Source organism: Desertivirga xinjiangensis, from assembly GCF_024436435.1.
GTDB classification, from domain to species: Bacteria; Bacteroidota; Bacteroidia; order Sphingobacteriales; family Sphingobacteriaceae; genus Desertivirga; species Desertivirga xinjiangensis.
This window is the reverse complement of record NZ_JAFMZP010000006.1, coordinates 168,516-190,890: the sequence shown is the minus strand read 5'-3', so window position 1 is coordinate 190,890 and position 22,375 is coordinate 168,516. Positions and strand designations below refer to the sequence as shown.

The following is a 22,375-nucleotide window of genomic DNA, read 5'->3' as shown; positions in this document are numbered from 1 at the left end:
ATTGAAAAACAGGTTTGGACTAAACCTTTAGCCAATTAAATTGTCAGACTATTAATTTTCATAAAAATCTACATGAATAAATACATTTTAACGTCACTGATAATTGTTGGAACAGGAATAGCCGCATTGGCACAAACTGATGCAAAAGCTAAGGCGATCCTGGCTCAGGTAAGTAAAAAATACAAATCTTACGACGTAATTAAAACAGATTTTGCGTTTACGCTAGATAACCCACAGGCGAAGATAAAAGAAACCCAAACGGGAACATTGTATGCCAGATCCAAGGCAAACAAGTATAGGGTCAGCATGAAAGATCAGGATCTGATCAGCGATGGAAAAACGGTCTGGACTTATCTTAAAAATGAAAAAGAAGTTCAGGTAAGTGATGTGAATAACAGTGCGGATGCTTTAAATCCCGCAAAGATATTTACCATTTATGAAAAGGGGTTCAAATATCTTTATACCGGTGATACAAAGCTTAACGGAAAGGTTCAGCATATTATCGATCTTACACCAACTGACTCAAAAAGCTCTTTTTTTAAGGTTAGGCTAAATGTCGATAAGGTTTCGAAGCAAATAAGCAATGCTGTGATCTTTGCTAAAAATGGTAATAAATATACCTATACCATAAAATCGTTTAGTCCAAACGTGAAGGTCTCCGATTCAATGTTCGCTTTTGATGCTAAAAAACATCCGGGTGTCAACGTAGAAGATCTCCGTTAAAATCTTGCGAATACCATATTTAGATAGATGAATTGTAAAGCGGTGAGCGATCATCGCTTTTTTTTATCCGGTCCCTGATTGTAAAGCCCGAACCACGTTTGTTTTTTCTATTTTTGAATTATGTCGCTTACATATACCCAATACACGCTGGAAAAGCTTGAAAGCTTGCTCAAATCTTTAAAGTACAAGGTTAGGTATGAAAAAGGAAGTTTCAAGACAGGGGCCTGTATGATTGAAAATAGCCGGATAGTGGTAGTGAATAAGTTTTCAAATATAGAAAGTAAGATCAACTCGCTCGTTTTATTGTTGCAAACTATTCCTGCAGATGAAAGTTTGTTGGATGAAAAGCAGATACAATTTTTATATTCACTGAAACAAACATCACTGCAGCTTTGAAAATAACTTTTTTAGGAACAGGAACCTCACAGGGAGTACCGGTAATAGGATGCGGCTGTGCTGTATGTACATCTCCTGATCCTAAAGATAACAGGCTGCGATCTTCCGCACTGCTTGAAATTGACAACAAGACAATAGTTATTGACACCGGCCCGGATTTCAGGTACCAGATGCTCAGGGCAAAAGTTAAGTTGCTGGATGCGGTACTATTTACCCATGAGCATAAAGATCATATTGCCGGATTGGATGATATAAGAGCTTTCAATTATCATCAGCAGGAGGCGATGAATGTTTATGCTCATAAAAGGGTGCAGGAGAGCCTGATGCGCGAATTTTATTATGCTTTTGCGTCCGTAAAGTATCCTGGTGTACCACTTATCAACTTAAACGAAATAAAAAACGAGCCTTTCGATGTAGAGGGTGTTACTGTAACTCCTATCGAAGTGATGCATTATAAATTACCTGTTTTTGGATTCAGGATAGGGGATTTCACTTACATCACTGATGCCAAGACAGTGTCACCTGAAGAAAAAGAAAAAATCCGGGGATCAAAAGTTCTTGTGATTAATGCATTGCAAAAGGAAAAGCACATATCTCATTTTATTCTTGAGGAGGCAATCGATTTTGCGAAAGATATAGATGCGGAACGCACGTACTTTACTCATATCAGCCATCGTCTCGGAAGGCATTTTGAGATCAATAAGGAACTTCCGCCGGGAATTGAGCTGGCTTATGACGGCCTGGTGATAGAGGTAGATGTCTGAGACTGTGAATACGTTCCGTTCTTCGAAGAGAACCTAAATCCCTTTCTTCGTCATCCTGAACTTGTTTCAGGACCTCTTGCCTAGGCAAGTCTTCCAAGTAATTCAAAGTGCCGAATCCGGCAAACCAGATCCCCTCAAAACAGTTATAGTGTGTGTTTAATACTTTTAAAACATAGCAAATATGAAATACATACTATTCCCAGCTTACATACTTATTTCAATCTCAATCTCGTGCCAAAGCGGGAGCGGGAAGAAGGAACAATCAGTTGCAGACACAGTCGCGTCAGTGGCAACCCGGTCCGGTAGCATTACACTTCCCGAGCCAGACACCACAGCCTCAAAGAATAAATTTTCAGACATTATAGGATGGCCAGCAGATAAATCTCCTGCTGCACCACAGGGATTTGTGGTAACACGCTTCGCTGATGGATTTCAAAGTCCCCGCTGGATGTACCAGGCCCCTAACGGGGATATTTTTGTAGCCGAAGCATCTACCGAAAAGTCGCTTTCAACAAAAGCCAAAGACCTGGTTTCAGGGAAAGCAAAATCACATCAAAAAGGCGGCAGTGCCAATCGTATCACCATTCTTCGCGACGCAGACAAAGATGGTAGGCCTGAATTCAGGCAAACATTTTTGGAAGGTTTGAAGCAACCGCTGGGAATGCTGATAGTTAATAATTCATTTTATGTAGCTAATACGGATGGTGTAGTGCAATATCCCTACACCCCTGGTCAATCCAAAATCACAGCTAAAGGGAAGCGAATACTGCAGCTTACTGCCGACGGATATAACAATCACTGGACGCGGAATATCATTGCAAATCGGTATGGTTCTAAAATTTATGTATCTGTTGGATCTGCCTCAAATGTAGCCGAGCACGGTATGGAACATGAGGTCAGACGAGCAAATATATTGGAAATAGATCCCGATGGCAGTGGCGAACGCGTTTACGCAAGTGGCCTGCGAAACCCGGTAGGAATGGATTGGTATCCGGGTTCTAAAACCTTATGGACAGCAGTTAACGAACGTGACGGATTGGGAGATGAGCTTGTACCGGACTATCTGACCAGTGTTAAGGAAGGAGGATTTTACGGATGGCCCTATGCTTATTTCGGTCAGAATGAAGATCCGCGCCTTAAGGGTGTCAGGCCGGATCTTGTAAAAAAAACAACCGTGCCTGATGTTCCTCTGGAAGCACATTCCGCTTCGCTGGGCCTGGCATTCTATGGTAAAAAAGCATTCCCGGCTAGATACCATAACGGTGCGTTTATTGGACAACATGGGTCTTGGAACCGCTCAGAACTTGTGGGATATAAAGTAGTTTTCGTGCCTTTCAAAAACGGAAAACCTTCAGGTAAACCCGAAGATTTCCTAACCGGGTTTATAGCAGACCAGGAAGAAGGAAAAGTATACGGCAGGCCGGTTGGTGTTAGCGTACTGAATGATGGATCCCTCCTGGTAGCTGACGATGCCTCTAACGTGATCTGGAGAGTGGCTGCAATAAAATAATCTGGAATATGAAAAACGTTATCAGGCTCATTTTAAGTATAGCACTGCCCTTGCTGGTAGGAGGGGTGGCTGGTTATGCAACATCTTCTAATATATCAAACTGGTATGTTTACCTGAATAAGCCATCATTCAATCCCCCGAATGAAGTATTCAGCCCGGTTTGGACTGCGCTATATATTTTAATGGGAATTTCCTTGTATCTAATTTGGAAGGCCGAACCAGGAAAAATAAGATCAACGGCACTGACAATTTTTTTTCTTCAGCTGTTGTTGAACTTTGCCTGGAGTTTTTTATTTTTTTATTTCCATCAAACCGGTCTGGCTTTGATTGAAATCGTTCTGTTATGGATAAGCATTATCTTTATGATCTTCTGGTTCCATCAGATTAGCAAGGTGGCAGCCTGGCTGCAGCTTCCCTATCTCTTGTGGGTAAGTTTTGCTGCATGTTTGAATGGAGCTATCTGGTATATGAATTAACGCGCGTTAATTCATATACCGATTTATGCAGGTGCAAATGCTGGTATTAAACTCTCAGCGAGCCCCGGAAACCCCTGGCAGCATAATAAGACTCTGCCCCATTATGATACAAGAAGACATGGTCATATCGACGATCGCAAAAGAGAGCCCCGCCTAGTTTTCTGATAGGAGCAGGAGTTTGTATCCAGCTGGAGGTTTTTTTGTCGAATTCTCCAAGTTGCTGCAGCGCCCGGTATTGCTCTTCAGAAAGAATTTCAATACCCATGTTCTTTGCCATATTCATAGCACTGTCGGCTGGCTTATGCTCTTTCCTTGAATTTAAAGCATCCTGGTCAAAACAAATACTTCTTCGACCCTTAGGGCTTTCAGCCGAACAATCATAAAAAATAATTTCACCAGTTTTCTTATCAAAATCAACAACATCCGGTTCGCCACCAGTGACTTCCATTTCATCAAGCACCCACAATTTTTCTGGACTGGCTTCCAGCTTTGCTTGTACTTTAGCCCATTCCATACCTTTATGCCGGTTCATGTTCTTTTCAAAACGGGATTTCAAAGTGTTCAGTAGTTCTTCACGTTGTTCCGGTAACAACTCCTTTTGGTTGATAATACTATTGTTCATCTTATAGATCTTTTGTAGTTTAGTGAGAAACGATTTTTCTATCTGCAGGCCTGAAAAACCAGGATACCACAGTTAGGGTTAGCAATAATACCGAAGGAAAGATTTCATTCATTGGGCTTCCCGCTGCTATATGTGAAACAAAGGCTCCTGCCATCGTATAAAAAAAGCCCGCATAAGCCCATTCCTTTAGTAAAGTAAATCTAGGAATAAGAACTATTATAACACCCAAAATTTTTGAAACACCCACGATCGTAAGTAAATAGTCGGGATAGCCCAAATTTAAAATAAATTCAATTTCTCCTTTAACTCGTAATAACTGCACTATTCCGGTGGATAGCATGCCGAGGGTAAGCCAGAGAGTAGCAATCCAATAGATTATTCTGTTCAGCTTTGCTGAGCTTCCAGACCCGGTTCTCTTTGTTATAGTCATTTTAATTTACTTACAATATTTTGCAATTTGTTATGAGCCATATTCAGGCCTTGTGCAAAAGGTAAAGCCAACATTTGGTTTCTAAGTTCTACAGATCTGAAGACAATGTGTGTGCTTAGTTTACTTGTGGTTTCACTAAGCAGCTCAAATTCCAGAAACTCGAGCTGCACGTCGAAAGGCGTGTTCTCCATTTCAAATGTCCTGGTGATCTTTTGATTTGGGATAAATTCATGGATCACACCATTGGCGCGAAATACTACTATCCCCTGATCGTTTCTTGTCTCGTACTGCCAGCCGCCATGCTTTTTGTTTTCCAGCTTCAGCACGTTTGTGCTCATCCATTGTTCAACAATCTCGGGCTCTGCATGTGCCTTAAAGAGAAGTTGAAGGGGCAAATCGAATTCTCTCGTTATCAAAAGGTCGTGTTTACCATCTTCTGCATGGATCTTCGTTTTTCTTTCCATTTGATTCTAATAGTTTGGTTTAAAGTTTTTCATAATATCCTCGAGTTTATTGAATCGATCATCCCACATTTTTCGGAAGGGTTCAATAAAGTCTGCTATTTCTTTCATTTTGCCAGGGTTTAACTGATAGTGAATTTCCCTGCCGTTTTGCTGCTGTTTGAGCAATTCACACTCCGTTAGTATCTGAAGGTGTTTAGAAACGGTGGGTCTGGCTGTGTCGAAGTTTGCAGCTATCGCACCTGCTGTCATAGATTGTGACGCAACCAATATAAGTATCGCCCTTCTGGTTGGGTCGGCAATGGCCTGAAATACATCTCTTCTTAAATTCATTACGTAGTTATTTGGCTACAAATATATGTGTAGTTATTTGACTACGCAATAGGGCGTTAAAAATTAGTGACTTAATAAATTTCCAATTAGAATAGAGACTCTTTATTATATTTTTTCCGGTAATCCAGCGGCGTCATCCCCGTAACCTTTCTAAATACCTCGCGAAATGCTTTCATATCCGAGTAGCCAACTTGATACATAACTTCGTTCACCGTCTTGCGGCTGGTTTCAAACTCATTTTTTGCTTTCTCAATCCGCACCCGTTGCATATATTCCACTGGAGTATTTCCGGTTTCCTTTATAAATCTTCTGTCGAAATTCCGTCTGCCTACAGCCAGCCTCTGCGACAATTCCTCAACAAATATTTTTTCCTCAAAGTGCGCCTCGATGTAATTTTGCGCCTGCATTACCACATCATCGTCGTGTGACTTCTGTCCTTTAAACATGATGAAGGAAGACTGGCTATCCCTGTTCATTTCTATCTGGAACACTTTGGAGCAAAAAATGGCTGTCGGCCGGTCGAAATACCTTTCCACGAGGTAGATAATCAGGTTTAAAAATGAATACGCGCCACCATTGGTATAAATGCCGCTTTCCGCCGTTATTAACCTGTCCGGCTCAATATCAACTTTTGGGAACATGGCTCTGAAATTATTAGCTGCCGCCCAGTGCGTGGAGCACTTTTTTCCATCCAGCAAACCCGATGCGGCCAACAAAAAAGCGCCTGTACATATACTGGCTATCTCTGCACCGTTTTTGTATTGATCAACGATCCAGTCAATGAGCGGTTGATTGGGTGCAACAACTTTATCATAATTATGGTTTAGTGAAGGAATAATAATAAGGTGGGTTTTAGCGATATCTGAAATGTTTTTATGCGGCTGCACTGAGAACAAGCCTTCATAGTATGAAATCTGGTTCGAAATGCCCGCCAGTTCTATCTTATACAAAGCGTTTCCGCTATTTTCCTTCCAAAGAGCATTCGCTCGTGTCAATATCTTATAGGCGCCAACTATACTGCTAAGGTTGTTGCTTTCCCCCTCGGGAACCAGGATGGTAATATGTTTCATCGCTATGCTTTTCACAAAGTTATGAGTCCTTCTTGTCCATATCAACCCTTCACAATGTCTATTTTGCACCCTCTGACGGAGCCTGTTTGTGCCGACATTTGACTTGAAGAAGTATTACCAGAGCATTTAACTTTAAACAAATCATTATGAAAACCGAAGATTTCTCAACCACACTAGTAGTAGACGCATCGCCAGCAGCAGTATTTAATGCAGTAAATAATGTCCGGGGCTGGTGGTCGGAAAATATTGACGGCGAGACAGGTTCTCTCGATAGTGAATTTGCCTATCATTACCAGGACGTCCATCGCTGTAAAATGAAAATAACTGAATTGATCCCTAATAAAAAAGTGGTCTGGACTGTGCTCGATAACCATTTCAAATTCACTCAGGACCAATCGGAGTGGAAAGGCGACCAGATCATCTTTGACATTTCTCAAAATAACGGTAGTACCCGTCTGAGCTTTACTCAAAAGGGTTTAGTGCCGGCAAAAGAATGTTACCAGGTTTGCCACGATGCCTGGACCCACTATATTCAGGACAGCTTAAAGCAATTAATTCTCACCGGAAAGGGTAAGGCAACACCAAAAATTGAAGCAGATTCAACTGTGGGAACATCTCATGATCCCGAAGCAAATTCAGACACCACATCAGAACAGAAATGTATTCGTCATCGCTTACTGATAAAGGTCCCGGTCGAAATCGTGTACGAAGCGTTGACCACGCAAAAAGGATTGGCTGGCTGGTGGACACCGGATACCATAGCAAAGCCGGAGCTTGGTGCCATATTGAGGTTTGCATTTGGTCCGGAATACTACAAGGAAATGAAGGTGACCGAACTCAAGCCTTACAGTAGTGTAGGGTGGTTATGTCTTAAAGCGTACGATGAATGGATTGGAACCACGCTTTCGTTTAAACTAGAAGCACACAGCAAAGGCTGCATTATGACCTTCCACCATGCCGGATGGAAGGCGTACACCTCCGAGTTTGAATCCTGCAGTTATGATTGGGCTTTGTTCTTCAGGAGTTTGAAGTTTCTTTGCGAAACTGGTAAAGGCTTTCCTTATCCGGAAAACGATAAGTGATAGTTAGTTGAATCGCAAAACGGAATGAATTTTTGAAGTAATGATAGTAAAAAGTCAGAAAGATTTCGGCTTTTTATTATCATTTTTACAGCTCTACCTCTTTACAAAATGAGCAACCCAATTCAAAATAAGGGCATTGAAATAAATGGTATCAAAATCTTTTACCGTGAGGCTGGCGATAAAAGAAATCCTTCACTCCTCTTGTTACATGGATTCCCGAGTTCGTCGGTTATGTTTAAAAACCTGATGATCTCATTGTCAGACAAATTTCATCTCGTAGCTCCGGACTATCCTGGTTTTGGTTTTAGCGATTTTCCCCAGATGAATGAGTTCGAATACTCATTCAGTAATATATCCGCCTGCATGGAGCAATTTGTTGAGACGATTGGCCTGGATACATTCGTTATTTATCTCCACGACTACGGATCCGCCATAGGACTTCGGCTGTGCATAAATAATCCGGAAAAGATTCTCGGTTTGATTGTTCAAAATGGGAACGCCTATGCAGAAGGCTTAGGCTCCCAATGGGACGAGACAAAAGATTTCTGGGCAAATCCAACCGAAGAAAAAAAGAAGAAAGTGATGTCCTTTTTAAGTGAGGACGGTACCAAAATGCAATATACTGCCGGACTTCCTGACAACTTGCTTTATCATCTTGGCCCCGAATTATGGACCCTTGACTGGGCGCTAATAAGCCGGCCCGGCAATATTGAGATGCAATTCCACTTGAATTGTGACTATCAGAGCAACCTGCAAATGTTCGAAAAGTATCAGTACTACTTCAGAAAGTATCAGCCGCCGGCAATAATCGTTTGGGGAAAATACGATGTCTTTTTCAGCATCGAAGAAGCTTATTGTTATCAACGTGACCTGCCTGCTGCACAGCTTCATATCCTGGAAGGAGGGCATATGGCGCTGGAAACTAATTTTGACGAGGTTCGAAGCCTGATAAAAAACTTTTTGCGTGAAAACACATTGTAAAAATCAATGTCTAACATGCATCTTTACTATCTTTATTAGAAACAATTTATATGATACTGCAATATTTGACTCAAGAATTTGAACACGAAGTAAGCAGCACCCGTAAACTGCTACAGGCCGTTCCCGAAAAAGATCTTGCCTATAAACCTTCTGAAACATCCTGGACAATGGGGGAGCTGGCACAGCATATTGCCACTATTTACTATTGGTACGTAGGTACAATCACCCAGGACGTTTACGATATCTCAACGGATAGTCTCGAACGGGGTGATACAAATGATATCAAAGCTACGCTGGCACTTTTTGAAAGCAACGTTGAAAAGGCCAGGGCTGCGCTAAAAACGCTTACCGAAGAAAAGTTATTAGATAATTGGACCATGACAGTAGGGGAGCAGGTAGTGCTTGGCCCAATGCCCAGAGGGATGGTGGCACGTGGCTTTCTTTTTAATCACATTTATCACCACCGCGGTGAATTGATCGTTTATCTGCGAGCTACGGGAAATAAGGTGCCGGGAATGTATGGGCCTGTGTATGAAGATGAGATTAAAACTAGTTAAGTTTTTTGCACTCTGGTAACTATCATCAAACTTGCAATTTATGATATTTGAATTAACTTCGGCTTGAAAATATCTTAAACAAAATTGCGAATGAAGGCTAAACTGAAGTACTTTATTGTAATTTTCCTGGCAGCAGTATCTTGTCAATCGGAAAAGAGAACCAGAAAAGCAAAGGATACAACGACCATAGAGGTTGAGACTCTCAATAACAAGGAAGTTCCCAAAAAAGCTATCAAAGGCGGGTTTCCCTCGGTGCTTAATGGTGACTGGGTTCAAACTGACTACGTTGAGTCGATAAAGGTGACAAAATCTCCTGCGCGTTCACATAACAAAATTGGAAAATATTCAAGTATAATTATTCAGGAGGCCGAAAAATCAGCCGACAGTCTTTATGTAGGTTGTAGCATGGGCAATCACGAAGGTTGGCAATTTACAATTTATCCAGGCCTGAGCGGGAAAGACACACTTTATAAAACAAATTTGATCGATTACGATGACAGAAGTAATTATTACTTGTTAGGCTACTCGGTGGGTGGGGACACAACACTTACTTTGTTTCATTACAATAAAAATAATAAGCTTATTGATAAAACTGAATACACCAGGATATTGAAGAGCTCGTCTTCAAACAGTGTCGAGAGTGGGATTCAATATTTAGCAAATAGGGAGGTCTTTGCAGGAAAGTACATTTGTTCTGATTCTTTGGGCCACAGCAAAACTGTAAGCTTTAGTCCGGAAGGAAATCTCTCGGGTTTCTCCGGGTATCAAACTTATCGTATAAATACCGATTTTGACGAGCCCGACGAAAATACCGCGGATCTTATTGGCTTTAATACCGATAAGAAGAATAACAGGTATTTCGTATTTGAAGGGAAACAAGGTGAAATCCTCTTATACAACTATAGTGATATTGATGGTCGAGGTATGGATATATCAAAAACTTCTCTTGTTTATACGCTGAGACCAGTTCGGAAGTGATGTTTACAGTGCCCTCAACTTTTCCGCTTGATCCCAGATTTTGGCACTGATCCGTTCTATGCTTGATCCGGGGTTAGTTTAAAGAAAAAACCCCGCATTTCTGTGAGGCTTTTGGTGATCCCGCTGGGATTCGAACCCAGGACCACTACATTAAAAGTGTAATGCTCTACCAGCTGAGCTACGGAATCGTATTCAAGAAAATTTAATAAAAAAGCCTCTCTTTCAAGAGGCTTTTACCTTGGAGTATCACTCCGTGATCCCGCTGGGATTCGAACCCAGGACCACTACATTAAAAGTGTAATGCTCTACCAGCTGAGCTACGGAATCAACTTTTTCAGAACGTTTAACCGTTTCTTTTAAAGTGATGCAAATGTACGGCTATAAACAATACGCTGCAAGCCCTTTGTTTTATTTTTTTAGATAAAATGGTTAAGCATTTAATTCTCAGATAGAAAATCTTCCTTAGGCGTTAGAAACTGCCCAAATCGTCTCAAAAATCAAACAATAAGACAAAAGAAACGGAGATTGAAAAGGTCTAAGCCTCCTGTATTTAATAATTTCAGGATAAATTTTTTAAAAACATTTTGAAAGCTTTGGCATTAATATCAAATAATACTTATGGATCAGTCTGTTTTTTTGTTGGTAAAAGATTCACATAATCCGTGCAGAGACGTAATCCGGCACAGAGATGGTGATCTGCGCATTAATGTATTTTGCCTCGACAAAGAAGAGTTCGAGCCAAATCCTTCCGAGCTGCAATTCTATGGCAACGACCATGGTCAGCTTCTTGCATTTGAGACATCGCACTACGACGGAAACGATCCTTTGCTGGTGATTGAAGCCATACGTTGGTATGCCGATTATATTGAAAATCCAAGGATGGAAATACTTGCCGAGAACCCCGGACTCTCTGATGCGGATAGTTTCCACCAGTAGGAGGAAACACCACTATTCAGCAAAATATTTGAATTCTACATTTTTCTAAATTAAGGCTGAAAGTTTGTTTTAAGGTTATATATTTGCGGACCTTTATGCCCGGGTGGCGAAATTGGTAAACGTTGCGGTCTCAGAAGCCGTTGGGAATTGTCCCTTGAGAGTTCGAGTCTCTCCTCGGGCACCAAGCATAAAGGTAATAAATCATAACAAAAGCCCGGGTGGCGAAATTGGTAGACGCACCATCTTGAGGGGGTGGCGCCTGTATAGGTGTACGAGTTCGAATCTCGTTCCGGGCACTTTTGGCTTAAAATGAAATTAGTAGTTTGAGCTCTTCTATTACTTTTTTCTTGCTGCTGGGGATAACTATTGCACATTCATTCACTCTCAATGGTTAAGCCGGGTTAAGTGAAAAGTTATTCTTTCAAGAATTTACATTGATTCTGAAAAGTTTTTGCGCACGCGTGCCGCGTGTGCCAGGAAGCCGGATACAAGCTAATTTTTTTTTTGTTGCTTCCTTAGATATTTATAACTTTATCTAATTCCCCTAAAACCAATCTTATGGAAACCAAACCACTCGTTGTTGAAGATATTTATAACGCACCAATTGAAAAGGTATGGAAAGCCCTCACCGACAAAGATCAAATGAAGGAATGGTATTTCGACATCTCCGGGTTCAAACCTGAGAAAGGATTTAAGTTCAGCTTTACGGGAGGAGATGAAAACGTACAATATCTGCATGAATGTGAAGTGTTACATGTAGAGGCCCCTAATAAATTAAGTTACACCTGGACTTATCCGGAATATGACAGACGTTCTGTACTAACTGTCGAGTTATTTGAGGAGGCGGAGAGACAAACAAGGTTGAGACTTAGCCACGAGGGTTTGGGCAGCTTTCAGACAGATGATCCTAACTTTTCTGTTTCAAGTTTCACAGGAGGCTGGAACTTCATACTGGGTGAGTCACTCAAAAACTACGTTGAAACCGGTGTTATCCAAAAATCGGTAGTGATATCGGCATCTGCGGAAAATATTTGGGATGTGCTGTTACATCCGGAGGACCAGTGGGGAAAGGCATTTGGCGGCGGAGCATCAGTTGAAACGGACTGGAAGCCAGGATCAGAGGTACGCTGGTTAGATTCGGAAGGAAATGTTGGCTCGGTGGGCAAAGTTAAAGAGCACCGCAACTTTGAATATTTGCAGGTGGATATGTATGATGACGTAGAGCCTGCACCAGGTAGTGAGACTGGAGAGTACGCTGAAAAGTACTCACTTTCTAAAAATAGCGACGGCAGTTATACACTTGCCGTTGAATCAGGACCACTTGCCAAAAAATATATTGAGGGGCATACTGCGATGTGGGATGAAGGTATTAAGCTAATCAAAGAATTTTCCGAATCTAAATAATTAGACGAGTGGCGCGACGAGGTTCTGCTTAGTGAGTCTATTCGGGTATTTCATTGACTGAGCTGGCTTCGGTTACAGCTTTCGCTTCGCTTTCAGCCCTCTCGTTTTTTTCTTAGTTTTAACCTTGTTCCTTAATTGGGCTATTTTGTCCAAATACTCGTTTCCATTATATGTTAGACCTAAAGGCTTGTTGTTAATTGCAACAGTTTCATCTTCCGGGCCACCTGCGGGAATATGCCAGGCTGCCAATATCTCTGAAGGGCTCCAGCTCGATGAGTTGATTGTTTGTACTCCTCCGAAATGATCATTGTGATAGCCATGCAGAGACATGCTTAACATTATAACCCTGCCTTTAAGCAATTCATCTTCAAGTCGGATCTCTCCGCCTTCAAGCGTTTCACCACGTCTTATGGTAATCTCTTTCAGACCATTGTAATGAAATGCCTTGTTTTTAAAGTGGAAGGCTATCACTACAAATCTAAGTAAGTAGTCGCCCGTGTGGCTGCTCTTGATGTCATAATATGAAAGCGAGGGAATATCTATGAGGATCTTGTTTTCAGCATCCAAATAAGCTTTTGGCTTTTTTTTGAATACTTTATCCGTAGGGGAATTATTATTAAACTGGAAGCCTTCGAGGTAACTCAGATCCGCGTCGTTCAGATCACGTTCACCTCTTTCTTTACTACTGGCAAGAATGCAGGAATACACTGCGGAATTCAGGCGGTTTACCATTTTTCCATCATAACCGGCATAGGTGTAGCCAAACGCGTGGCGTATTGCCATGGCCGTGGTGCTGGATAAGGAAAATTCAAGGTTGCCTTCCTGGCTATTCGGTGTTTGTTTAAACTCCTTTGGTTTACTCTGTATCACTTGCTTGCCCTGGTATTCCCTATAAACATCGTTTGCTTTTGATCCGTGAATGATTCCGTTTTTATCGATTCTTGCCATGGATTTTAAAATTGTATCTTCGGCATAAATCTAAACCATTGCCAGGTGGGCGTCAATGACTTAAGTCACTTTTTGCACTCTATCCGTATTTGCTTTTTGCAGACCACACTTAGGTATTCTAATATACAGGTGTATTGCCTTCTTATCCCTTGGAAAGATAAGCAGCTTGCCTGAACCCTCTTAATAGCCTCTAAGAGGCCACCTATTTCCCGGGAAAGGTGGACTAAACGTGGACTCATGGTGGGCTCTAGCTGGGGGCATGTGCAACTCAGGTGAAACCCAGGGATAGATTTGAGGAGTTTGATGTCGAGCGCAAAAGAGGTTTCAGTTAAAAGTCTAAAATAATAAATACATCAATATACCGCTCTATATTATTAATAAAAAATTGCGTAGTATTTAACTTAAATAAATAATTTAATAACTTAGGCAATGTTTAAATTATTTTATTATTTAAAGTATGAAAAAACGCTTACTCATTTTCTTTTGTTGCTTTTTGGGCGCCTATCTGAGTTACGCTCAAAACATTGTTGTCAATCGGATTTATAATAGCACCAGCGCAACTGGCGATTATGACGCTATCGAGCTTTTAGTTATTCGGGATCACCTGGATATCCGGAATTATATTTTAAAAGATTTTGGAAATAGTATTACGACTGATAATGGGGGAAAGTACAGGTTTGCAGATGTTGATCTCTGGAAAGATCTGAGGTCTGGAACTGCTATTGTTTTAAGGAAAAATGGATCAAGTGATGCAGCATGGAAAGAGGATGAAAACCCGGCTGATTTTATTGTTGATATTAAGTTTGAAAATAGCAAGCTTATTAACCTGAACGCTGCGCATTCGCTAAATCTGACCGCGACAGAAATGGTGCTTATCAGGTCGGGGGGAGCAGATGACGGCTTGGGAACTACTAATGCGGTTCATGCTTTTGCAACCGGGAATGGCAGTACAAATATTTTTTTTACTGGCCTTGCTTGCCCTAAAATCGTAACCAGCGCTACTGCGGCTGCGGGATCGTTTGTGTATGCAACTAACCCGGCCGTTGCGGTTTCTAAAGACGTGCCTTTGGTTAATCTGCCTTCTTATTGGTTAAAGGCAGAAGAATTGATGACTGGTTTCCCGGCAGGTATCCAGGTTTACAAAACGACTGCCCCTTACAATGGAAAGTCTATGAATGCCTATGCATTGGTCTTCGATCCGAGGTTGGTTGAGTTTAAGCCAGTTCTGTCCGCTACCACCAAAAAAGTTTCTTCCTTTTATAGTGATGAACCCGGAACAGCTTATGCATGTATAAACGGAGGTTTTTTTGGCTCGAATGCTTCGTATAGCCTCGTAGAGTATCGTGCCGTTGTAAGCGCTGTGAATATCAAATCTTTAAGCAGGAGCGTCTACAAATCGACGGCGAATACATATTATCCAACACGGGGAGCTTTTGGAATTACTGCTACTGATCAGCCTGATGTGAGTTGGATATATCATGTAGGTTCCAGCAACGGAACAATCTATTCTTATCCTCAGCCAAGTCCTAATGATGTTTCGCTTGCGCCGCAAGGCCTTCCCACTGCAACTTTTCCCAGCGGAGGTACCATTTGGAATGCTACAAGTGCAATAGGAGGCTCTCCTGTTCTTATTAAAAATAATACAGTGAATATTACGGATGTCCAAGAACTAATAGTTATTGATAACGCATCTTCGAGGGCCCGGTCTGCCATTGGGCACACTGCTGATGGAAAAGTGATAATCGTTGCTGTGGAAGGTGGGAACGCAAATGGGGGCATAGGACTGGACCTGCTTGAGTTGGCAAATTTAATGAAGGAGATGGGTTGCGTAGCTGCGTTGAATCTTGATGGGGGAGGTTCTACGTCCTTTACGATAAATGGTCAGAATACAGTCAGGCCATCAGATGGTACAGAAAGAGCAGTGGTAAGTGCAGTTATTGTTAAATCAAAGATCTAATCACAATTCAAATGAAAACGACTATCATTCTATCGGGTTTTTTGGTATTCTCCATGGCTGCGAAATCGCAGATATTAGATCCCTCAAAAGTTCTTTTAGATTATAATGGCCCTGACGCCTCAGCCAGCTCGGACGCTAGTCCGAACTGGGGGAATGGCTATGGCGCAAATAATGTCGCATTTATTGCGGCCCTCCGCAAACAGGTTCTGCCCGTTGAACTAATTTCTTTTTCCGGTAAAAAATCCGGGCAGGTAAATATATTGTCGTGGAAAACAGCATTCGAAATAAACAATTCCAGATTCGAGGTACTTCGGTCTGAAGATGCTAAGTCTTTCTCGCTGTTATCATTCGTTTTAGGAAAAGGGAATTCTTCTGTTTCCAGTAGTTATAACTTCATTGATCAAAACCCTCTGCCGGGAACAAATTATTATAGGTTGAGACAGGTGGATTTTAATGGAAAAGAGTCCTTGTCTGCTGTTGTTGTCATTGAAACAGGACTTAACTCTACTGAACTAACTGTTTTCTCGGCATGGGGGACGGGATTGGTAAAAGGCTCTGTATATACTCCTGTTAATTCTGCAGCCACGATACATGTTTTAGATGTGTCCGGACGGGAGTTGGGGTCTTTGTCTCTCAATCTCCAAAAGGGTGACAATGGATTTAGTATTCCTGTTAATCTGCAGAGTGGTATTTATATACTATCCCTTAGAAGTCCCTCTGTTGCTGTTCGCAAAAAGTTTATACAGTAAACCAATAAAAGAGTTTATCTAATGGTCAGTTTATTAGCGACTATGCTCCTCAGTTGACATCCATGGAAGGAAAGTTTCTGCCTCCCGGCTTCGATTATCTTGAATTTATCATAAGAGAGGCTTGGTTGCGCAAGATGAAAGTATTTGCTTCTACTATGGTTTTCGTCGAAGGAGACTATGTACGTAAAATGGGAAATGTGTTCGAAGATGCTGTTTTTAAAGATTTTTATCAATCAGTGGTTTGCGATGTCAACGGCATGCGTGTGCCGGTAACTTCCACAGGAAAAAATGGATTTGTGAATCCGGCCTTACCTGAAGTGCAGGATAGGGCGATTAACATTATGAAGGAGATAGTTGCCAGGTATGATGTCGATGGTATCATCACTGACTATTGCCGCTACGCCGACATAAATGCTGATTTTTCTGACTATAGTAAAAACGACTTTGTCGGGTTTCTGGAGCAGAAATATAATGACATGAATGCCAGAAATATGACTTTCCCAAAGGATATTGTACCATACTGGAAGAACGTTTCCGGGCAGATTGTTCCTGCTGCTACGGGTGTTTATTACAAACGCTGGCTTGAATATAGAGCCAACGTGATGCATGATTTTATTCAGCGCGCCAGGGCCGGCGTCAAAGTATCAGGCCGGAAATCAAATTTGGGTCGTATGTTGGTTCATGGTATGCCACCTATTATCAGGTAGGTGTAAATTGGGCCAGCCGATTATATGATCCTTACTCGGATCCTAGTGTGCGTTTCGACTGGGCAGTTCCTGGTTATAAAGATTCTGGCCTGGCTGAAGAGCTAGATCTTTTAATGACAGGAAATTATTTCACTCAATTGTTGATTAATGACAACCCGGCCTCTACTGGCCTTGCTTACCATTGGTGGAGTATCGAGGGTTCAATAAATGGTGGTAATTATGTGACCAAAGATAAATTGCCCTTATACGGAAGTATTGATATGGGAAATCTGAGCTGGGCAAGCCAGGGTGATCTATCAAAAGCGATTAAGCTAGTCCTTTCTAAGTCTGACGGGGTTATGCTCTTTGATGTGGTGCATGCTTATAGTCCCCCTTACAACAGAATGAAAGTAAGCTTATGGAACGCCATAAAAGCAGGGACAAGTGCTGATTAGTAGTCTTTGTAAAAATATTTAAAAAGTTGCTAAGTGTTAATAATAATTATATATTTACCATAGTTATTGCTTAGTCACATACACTTATATATTACAATAGATGATTCAAACTGTAACCTCTTTAATGAAAAAAAGAAATTTGCTTTTTCTTCTGCTTTCTTCGGGATTAACTATCAACGCACAAACAATCTCTAAAGAACAGAATCAACAGATTCTGTTAGCAAAGCAAGGTACGATAGTTAAGCTGGATGGGTTTCTCACAGAAAATCTACCCTTGATTAATTACCAGAAAGTTGTATTGCCCGGGCCTCAGTATATAATCTCTGACGATCCCGAATATATCCGCGTTCCCGAAGGGATAGCCTTGCAGGAAAAGGTAGTACCAGGTGCGGTCAGGTTATATGTTTATAATGTTAACGGTGTGGTTGAACCGGCAAAAATTGATCGCAAAATTACGGCTGTTATCAAAAATCTAGGTACATCAAAAATGAATATCCGGATGTTGAAGTATTCTTCTCAAAAGCCGAGTGCTAACTATTTCCAGATAGGTAAACAAGGATTAGCAGATTACTTTGCCTCAAAAGGGGATGATAAGATCAGGACGGTAAAGCCAGGAGAGGCAATTGCAATAGATGAAAAGCTTGAAAAGAACATAGTGAAGTATGATGAGCTGGTTCATGGGTTTTATGAATTTGTGATTGATCAACCTGCTGAAATCAGTATCATACAAACTGCCCCTTCAATAAGCGGTCCTGATGCGTTAAAACAAGTGAAGAATATTTTGCCGCCCAAAGGACAAAGTGGTGCAGGTAGAGGTTTGTTCGGTGTGAGTAACTATGAAGTTAATACTGAAGGAGTGCTTGATACCAAAAACGGTACATCTCATTTAATGCTTGCTGATGGTAAAATAGATCCATGGGTATTGGGAAAAGAGAGCAGTAGAGGACAGCAAGCGAAACTTGCCGGCAACTACGGAGTAATGTATTCAATAAATTTGAAATGGAAAAGTACTGACGGTAAAGGACTGGCATTGGTTACCTGGAATTCCCGTTCTTCTGATAATAAGTGGTGTAATGGCATGGCTGCCACTATGGTGGTAAGCAAAGGAAAGTTTGATGAAGGTATAATAAAATTACCTTCAGATAAGCTTACTACTAAAGGAGCGCCAGAAGCTGTATTAGTGCAGGTGTTTGCGCCGGCGGCTAATGGTGAAGAGCAAACGCTTAACATAACTTACTCTCCTCCCGGAGCGTCATGTTTGCCGACTCCATTGATTTTTATTCCTGTAGATATGAAATAGTTCATAGATCAAGAACATTTCTTTCGTTTTGAAAAAGTTCATATTGTCGACAAGTCTGCTTGTGCAGATGACGCTCGTTCTTGTGGGGCAAACCTTTGCGCAAAGACAAGTGGCCCTCATACCTGTTCCGGTTAGTATGAAGGTTCTCGAAAGGGAGTTCGAGTTTAAACCGGCAACCAGGTTTGTACTAGCTGCCAAATATAGCAGCCATCAGGCCTTAGTCGAGCAGTTTGCCTTACGCCTACGGGTTTCAACAGGTTTAAAGTTACCAGTTGTTGAACGAAATAAGAAGTCTTCGGTGGTGTTTGTGCTGAATGAAAGGCATGTAAAGGAACTGGGAGAGGAGGGGTATGGTTTGAAGGTATCCCGCAGTGAGATATTGATCAGTGCCAATAGTCCGAAGGGCTGGTTTTATGCTTTTGAATCATTGATGCAATTATTACCTGCAGCGGCAGAGAGTAGTAGGTTCTCTGCTGGTACCGGTTGGAAGGTGCCGTGTTTAAATATAACAGACTACCCGGCATTTTCATGGAGGGGCTTAATGCTGGATGTTAGTCGCCATTTCTTTTCAAAGGAAGTAATTAAGTCCTATATTAATCAAATAGCGAAGTACAAGCTTAATACTTTTCATTTTCATCTGACGGACAACCAGGGATGGAGGGTGGAATTGAAGGGCTTGCCTTTGCTTACTAAAGTTGGAGCCTGGCATGTTCCCCGAACGGGATATTGGAATGGCTTCAAAGAGCCTGAGCCTGGCGAAGCAGCTACAGATGGTGGGTTTTATTCCCTCGATGATGTAAAAGAGATTATTTCATATGCTGCAGATCGGTTTGTAACGGTGGTGCCTGAAATTGATGTCCCGGGACATAGCTTGGCTTTAATAGCTTCCTATCCTAATCTCTCCTGTACTAAGACACAGCAGCAAGTGTTGGCAGGCGACCCATGGAATATAAGCAGGACCAATGTGTTATGTGTTGGAAATGATTCGACCTACCAGTTTCTGGATAAGCTTTTTGAGGAAGTTGCATCGCTTTTTCCGTCTGAATACATTCATATTGGCGGGGATGAGGTTACCAGAACGTATTGGAAAAAATGTGCCGTTTGTCAGAAAAGGATTAAAGAAGAAGGATTAAAAAATGAAGAAGGACTTCAAAGGTACTTTCTGAACAGGGTTGCAAAAATCGTTCAGAGCAAAGGGAAAAAAGTGATGGGTTGGTATGAGAATTTGGATGGAGATCTGGATACAAGTTTTGCGCTTATTAGCTGGAAGGATATGAAAGGGGGAAAAGTAGCTTCGGTGAAGGGACACAAAGTGGTGATGGCTCCGGCAGCAAATACCTACCTTGATTTTTACCAGAATGATGTCGTTTTGGAAAATGGGCTTTTCTCAGTTTCAAGATTAACAAACGCTTACAACTGGGACTTGAGTCCCTTCGGTGTTAACCACGAGAATGTGCTTGGAGGACAGGGCTGTCTATGGACTGAACAGGTAGCCAATGAAAGAAAACTACAGTACATGACTTTCCCAAGAGCTATAGCGTTATCGGAAGTTTTTTGGTCTCCTAAGTCTGTACGGGGCTGGGATGGTTTCATCGCGCGATTAGAAGAACATCTTCCAAGGTTAGATTCGGCGAATGTGAATTATTCGAAGGCGTTTTATGAGCCAATAATCCGGGCTGCAAAAGCAGGGGACTCATTAAAAGTGGATATTTCAAATGAAATCGGTGGTTTAAGGGTTTTTTATAGCTTCGATGATACTGATCCGGATAGGTTTTATCCTGAATACCGCGGTGTCCCGCTGGAAATACCCAAAGGCGCGCATCATATAAGAGTAGTTTCCTATAAAGGTCGGAAACAAATGGGAAGGATTATTAATCTGCCACTAGCAGAGCTAAATAAGAGGATTAAGTCGAATAACTGAATTTCCTCTTAGTTTAAGGCTAGTAATCTGTTTCTCACCAGCAAGCAGGCGCCTATGACTCCGGCCTTTTCGCCTAATTTTGAAACTTTTAATTGCGTATCTGTATTTACCAGGCTAAGAGAGTATTTGTTTACAGCGCTCTTTATTGGTAATCTCAAAAATTCGCCTGTGGTAGCCAGGCTTCCGCCAAGGATTACCAGCTCTGGATTAAAAATGTTGATCAATAAAGCTATGCCGCGCCCCAGGTTTTCACCTATTTGTGCAATCAGTTCTATGGCTAAAGTATCGTCGTTGTTCGCTGCTTCCAGGATGTTTTCGAGTTCTATTTGTGTCGTCTTCGTTTTCAATACAGTAGTTGAACCTTCGTTGATCTTCTCTCTAAACATTCTGGTTAGTGCCCATCCTGAGGCTTCGGTTTCCAGGCAGCCTTTTTTGCCGCAATGACAAATGATCTCATTTTTAAAAATGGGCATGTGCCCAAATTCGCCGGCAAAGCCTGATTTGCCATAATATAACTGGCTATTTAGCATGATGCCCATGCCCAACCCGTAATCCAGATTTAGAAATAATACATTTTTTTCATCATTAACTACCCCTGAAGAAAATTCTCCGAATGCCATTGCTCTTGAATCGTTTTCGAGGAATACCTTTATACCGAGGAGTGATTCAATAACTTTACTTAAAGGTTCTTCATGAAAATGGAAGAAACTGTAACTGTAGCCCGTGGCATAATTTATTCTTCCCGATAAGTTTATTCCTATCCCCAGGATTTTATCTTTAGGTGCGGGGAATTCCTCGATAAATTTTGATATCAGAGAGCAAAGTTCTTCCAGAGACTCCTGGTTGTTATTTAGCCGGTATGGCAGGTCTTCAACCATGCGAACCATGTTTTTTTGGAGATCCGAAATGCCGATATTGATATGATTTTGTTTTACGTCAACGCCAACAAAGAAAGCGGACTCAGGTAATAAACCGTAGATATTGGGTCTGCGGCCACCCGTAGAGTCAACCTTGCCGTAGTCTTTTACCAAACCGTCTGAAATTAATTCATTGATCAGGTTGTTTACTTTAGGTGCGCTAAGGGTCAGTTCCTTGCATAGATCCGCAATAGTTGAATTTCCAGTATTAGCAAAAAATGAGATTATCGATTTTTTTAAATTGATGTTCTTATAGGCAACACCTGTAATACTCTCATTATTCAATTCTTCAAAAAAAGTCATTGCAAGATAAGTTCTGATTATATAGCATTACAATAGTAAGAATTATCCTCTAAATAATTAACAGCGGCAGATCTAATATTAATACTTATTAAAAAAAATATAAAAGTTGCTTGTCATTAACTAAAAATGATTTTATATTGCGCCGTACAAACTATAGACCATTTCAAAATTATCAAGTACGACTAAGATCTGAGATTATAATAATCGCCATTGGGGGATTTATTGGTATTTATTTAGCTAGTCGGACTATGGTGTCTCCATAAAAGTGCGTTTCTGGCGTGGCAAGTTTTGCTCGTTTTTCAAAAAAATAGACGTTTTTTTTAGGAATCGAGGTCTATATTGCTATTTACTGGTGAAAATGTTGAAAATATTATTAAGATATTAAGTTTTTCTTTTTAATTTTTTTTAAAAAGGTA

24 protein-coding genes and 4 tRNA genes are annotated in these 22,375 nt (G+C 41.2%); 19 read left to right on the top strand and 9 right to left on the bottom strand.

Translation table 11 applies throughout. The annotated features are described in order from the left end of the window. Nucleotides 1-72 precede the first annotated feature (72 nt). The 5 genes from lolA1 to J3P37_RS16105 all read left to right on the top strand — a co-directional run bounded on the left by lolA1 (nucleotide 73) and on the right by J3P37_RS16105 (nucleotide 3,869). A complete protein-coding gene (gene lolA1, locus J3P37_RS16125; protein WP_256012378.1) occupies nucleotides 73-723 on the top strand; it encodes an outer membrane lipoprotein periplasmic chaperone LolA1 in 651 nt (216 codons plus the stop codon). 120 nt (nucleotides 724-843) lie between these two features. Beyond that, nucleotides 844-1,119 (top strand): hypothetical protein, encoded by a 276-nt coding sequence (locus J3P37_RS16120; RefSeq protein WP_256012377.1) that lies wholly within the window; start codon nucleotides 844-846, stop codon nucleotides 1,117-1,119. Continuing rightward, nucleotides 1,116-1,883: an MBL fold metallo-hydrolase gene (locus tag J3P37_RS16115; protein WP_256012376.1), complete on the top strand. Its 768-nt coding sequence runs from the start codon at nucleotides 1,116-1,118 to the stop codon at nucleotides 1,881-1,883. The genes J3P37_RS16120 and J3P37_RS16115 overlap by 4 nt, the downstream gene beginning before the upstream one ends. Nucleotides 1,884-2,064: 181 nt before the next feature. Continuing rightward, complete coding sequence (locus J3P37_RS16110; RefSeq protein ID WP_256012375.1) at nucleotides 2,065-3,393, top strand: PQQ-dependent sugar dehydrogenase; 1,329 nt, start codon at nucleotides 2,065-2,067, stop codon at nucleotides 3,391-3,393. A gap of 8 nt (nucleotides 3,394-3,401) precedes the next feature. Further along, nucleotides 3,402-3,869: a TspO/MBR family protein gene (locus J3P37_RS16105; protein WP_256012374.1), complete on the top strand. Its 468-nt coding sequence runs from the start codon at nucleotides 3,402-3,404 to the stop codon at nucleotides 3,867-3,869. Between the two features lie 46 nt (nucleotides 3,870-3,915). On the opposite strand, the gene J3P37_RS16100 is transcribed toward J3P37_RS16105, so the two are convergent. The 5 genes from J3P37_RS16100 to J3P37_RS16080 form a co-directional block, all read right to left on the bottom strand. Continuing rightward, nucleotides 3,916-4,491 carry a DUF4256 domain-containing protein gene (locus J3P37_RS16100; protein WP_256012373.1) on the bottom strand — a complete coding sequence of 192 codons (576 nt, stop codon included), beginning with the start codon at nucleotides 4,489-4,491 and terminating at the stop codon, nucleotides 3,916-3,918. Between the two features lie 19 nt (nucleotides 4,492-4,510). Next, nucleotides 4,511-4,921, bottom strand: a complete 411-nt coding sequence (locus J3P37_RS16095; protein ID WP_256012372.1) for a DoxX family protein — start codon at nucleotides 4,919-4,921, stop codon at nucleotides 4,511-4,513. Beyond that, nucleotides 4,918-5,385, bottom strand: a complete 468-nt coding sequence (locus tag J3P37_RS16090) for an SRPBCC family protein (RefSeq protein ID WP_256012371.1) — start codon at nucleotides 5,383-5,385, stop codon at nucleotides 4,918-4,920. Before J3P37_RS16090 ends, J3P37_RS16095 begins: the two co-directional genes overlap by 4 nt. A 6-nt stretch (nucleotides 5,386-5,391) precedes the next feature. Beyond that, complete coding sequence (locus tag J3P37_RS16085; protein WP_256012370.1) at nucleotides 5,392-5,715, bottom strand: ArsR/SmtB family transcription factor; 324 nt, start codon at nucleotides 5,713-5,715, stop codon at nucleotides 5,392-5,394. A gap of 86 nt (nucleotides 5,716-5,801) precedes the next feature. Further along, nucleotides 5,802-6,785, bottom strand: a complete 984-nt coding sequence (locus tag J3P37_RS16080; RefSeq protein ID WP_256012369.1) for a GlxA family transcriptional regulator — start codon at nucleotides 6,783-6,785, stop codon at nucleotides 5,802-5,804. Nucleotides 6,786-6,931: 146 nt separating this feature from the next. Between J3P37_RS16080 and J3P37_RS16075 the strand changes: the two genes are divergently transcribed. The 4 genes from J3P37_RS16075 to J3P37_RS16060 all read left to right on the top strand — a co-directional run bounded on the left by J3P37_RS16075 (nucleotide 6,932) and on the right by J3P37_RS16060 (nucleotide 10,383). Further along, nucleotides 6,932-7,867, top strand: a complete 936-nt coding sequence (locus J3P37_RS16075) for an SRPBCC family protein (protein WP_256012368.1) — start codon at nucleotides 6,932-6,934, stop codon at nucleotides 7,865-7,867. A 108-nt stretch (nucleotides 7,868-7,975) separates the two neighbouring features. Then, nucleotides 7,976-8,848, top strand: a complete 873-nt coding sequence (locus tag J3P37_RS16070; RefSeq protein WP_256012367.1) for an alpha/beta fold hydrolase — start codon at nucleotides 7,976-7,978, stop codon at nucleotides 8,846-8,848. A 50-nt stretch (nucleotides 8,849-8,898) separates the two neighbouring features. After that, entirely contained in the window at nucleotides 8,899-9,405 is a 507-nt protein-coding gene (locus tag J3P37_RS16065; protein ID WP_256012366.1) for a DinB family protein, read from the top strand. 90 nt (nucleotides 9,406-9,495) lie between these two features. Next, nucleotides 9,496-10,383 carry a hypothetical protein gene (locus J3P37_RS16060; RefSeq protein WP_256012365.1) on the top strand — a complete coding sequence of 296 codons (888 nt, stop codon included), beginning with the start codon at nucleotides 9,496-9,498 and terminating at the stop codon, nucleotides 10,381-10,383. A gap of 112 nt (nucleotides 10,384-10,495) precedes the next feature. Here J3P37_RS16060 and J3P37_RS16055 read toward each other — a convergent pair. Beyond that, a tRNA-Lys gene (locus J3P37_RS16055) sits at nucleotides 10,496-10,571 on the bottom strand. 66 nt (nucleotides 10,572-10,637) lie between these two features. Continuing rightward, nucleotides 10,638-10,710 (bottom strand) — tRNA-Lys (locus J3P37_RS16050). A 291-nt stretch (nucleotides 10,711-11,001) separates the two neighbouring features. Here J3P37_RS16050 and J3P37_RS16045 point away from each other — a divergent pair. The 4 genes from J3P37_RS16045 to J3P37_RS16030 all read left to right on the top strand — a co-directional run bounded on the left by J3P37_RS16045 (nucleotide 11,002) and on the right by J3P37_RS16030 (nucleotide 12,723). After that, nucleotides 11,002-11,319, top strand: a complete 318-nt coding sequence (locus tag J3P37_RS16045; RefSeq protein WP_256012364.1) for a hypothetical protein — start codon at nucleotides 11,002-11,004, stop codon at nucleotides 11,317-11,319. A 97-nt stretch (nucleotides 11,320-11,416) separates the two neighbouring features. Beyond that, nucleotides 11,417-11,503 (top strand) — tRNA-Leu (locus J3P37_RS16040). 28 nt (nucleotides 11,504-11,531) lie between these two features. Then, nucleotides 11,532-11,615 (top strand) — tRNA-Leu (locus J3P37_RS16035). 262 nt (nucleotides 11,616-11,877) lie between these two features. Then, nucleotides 11,878-12,723 (top strand): SRPBCC family protein, encoded by an 846-nt coding sequence (locus J3P37_RS16030; RefSeq protein WP_256012363.1) that lies wholly within the window; start codon nucleotides 11,878-11,880, stop codon nucleotides 12,721-12,723. 72 nt (nucleotides 12,724-12,795) lie between these two features. On the opposite strand, the gene J3P37_RS16025 is transcribed toward J3P37_RS16030, so the two are convergent. Beyond that, complete coding sequence (locus J3P37_RS16025) at nucleotides 12,796-13,671, bottom strand: hypothetical protein (protein ID WP_256012362.1); 876 nt, start codon at nucleotides 13,669-13,671, stop codon at nucleotides 12,796-12,798. Nucleotides 13,672-14,128: 457 nt separating this feature from the next. Here J3P37_RS16025 and J3P37_RS16020 point away from each other — a divergent pair, with 457 nt between their 5' ends. The 6 genes from J3P37_RS16020 to J3P37_RS15995 all read left to right on the top strand — a co-directional run bounded on the left by J3P37_RS16020 (nucleotide 14,129) and on the right by J3P37_RS15995 (nucleotide 20,739). Next, the gene (locus J3P37_RS16020) at nucleotides 14,129-15,628 is read left to right on the top strand and encodes a phosphodiester glycosidase family protein (RefSeq protein WP_256012361.1); all 1,500 of its coding nucleotides are present in this window, start codon (nucleotides 14,129-14,131) and stop codon (nucleotides 15,626-15,628) included. A gap of 11 nt (nucleotides 15,629-15,639) precedes the next feature. Then, complete coding sequence (locus J3P37_RS16015; RefSeq protein WP_256012360.1) at nucleotides 15,640-16,377, top strand: T9SS type A sorting domain-containing protein; 738 nt, start codon at nucleotides 15,640-15,642, stop codon at nucleotides 16,375-16,377. A 32-nt stretch (nucleotides 16,378-16,409) separates the two neighbouring features. Beyond that, entirely contained in the window at nucleotides 16,410-17,084 is a 675-nt protein-coding gene (locus J3P37_RS16010; RefSeq protein WP_256012453.1) for a family 10 glycosylhydrolase, read from the top strand. Nucleotides 17,085-17,131: 47 nt separating this feature from the next. Then, on the top strand, nucleotides 17,132-17,518 hold the full coding sequence (locus tag J3P37_RS16005) for an alpha amylase family protein (protein ID WP_256012359.1): 387 nt from the start codon (nucleotides 17,132-17,134) through the stop codon (nucleotides 17,516-17,518). 124 nt (nucleotides 17,519-17,642) lie between these two features. Beyond that, nucleotides 17,643-18,818, top strand: coding sequence for a copper amine oxidase (locus tag J3P37_RS16000; protein WP_256012358.1), 1,176 nt, complete (start codon nucleotides 17,643-17,645; stop codon nucleotides 18,816-18,818). A 28-nt stretch (nucleotides 18,819-18,846) separates the two neighbouring features. Continuing rightward, on the top strand, nucleotides 18,847-20,739 hold the full coding sequence (locus J3P37_RS15995; RefSeq protein WP_256012357.1) for a beta-N-acetylhexosaminidase: 1,893 nt from the start codon (nucleotides 18,847-18,849) through the stop codon (nucleotides 20,737-20,739). Nucleotides 20,740-20,747: 8 nt separating this feature from the next. Here J3P37_RS15995 and J3P37_RS15990 read toward each other — a convergent pair whose 3' ends face one another. After that, nucleotides 20,748-21,959, bottom strand: a complete 1,212-nt coding sequence (locus J3P37_RS15990) for an ROK family transcriptional regulator (RefSeq protein ID WP_256012356.1) — start codon at nucleotides 21,957-21,959, stop codon at nucleotides 20,748-20,750. Nucleotides 21,960-22,375: the final 416 nt, after the last annotated feature.